Below are 370 nucleotides of genomic sequence, written 5' to 3'. Positions count from 1 at the left end.
ATTTCTTCGGTTCTTTTTATATATTCCTCGAATGGTCTCCATGCCCTTAATCGTGGAAGAGGCTGTACGGAGACTTTGATAAAATTTATTTCGTCGTTTAATAGGTCGATGGTCTTGTTCTATTAAATTGTTAAGATACTTCACAGTTCGGTGCTCTGTCTTAGTATATAAACCCACACTCTGTAACTTTCTAAAGGCGGAGCCAAGAGAAGGTGCTTTATCGGTCACAATTGCTTTCGGCTCACCAAACTGTTTATGGAGTCGTTTTAAGAAAGCATAGGCTGCTTGCGTATCCCGTTTCTTTCGTAACCAGATATCTAAGGTTAAGCCGTCCGCATCAATTGCACGATAAAGATAATGCCAACGTCCC

1 pseudogene is annotated in these 370 nt (G+C 40.8%); it reads right to left on the bottom strand.

The features are described 5' to 3' along the window. A pseudogene (locus AB3I27_RS14030) lies at window positions 1-370 on the bottom strand (IS6-like element ISS1N family transposase); the annotation flags it as partial.

This window comes from Enterococcus sp. C46, assembly GCF_040887565.1.
GTDB lineage: Bacteria > Bacillota > Bacilli > Lactobacillales > Enterococcaceae > Enterococcus_B > Enterococcus_B lactis.
Note: the sequence above shows the minus strand (reverse complement) of the source record. Positions and strands in the feature narration are given on the sequence as shown.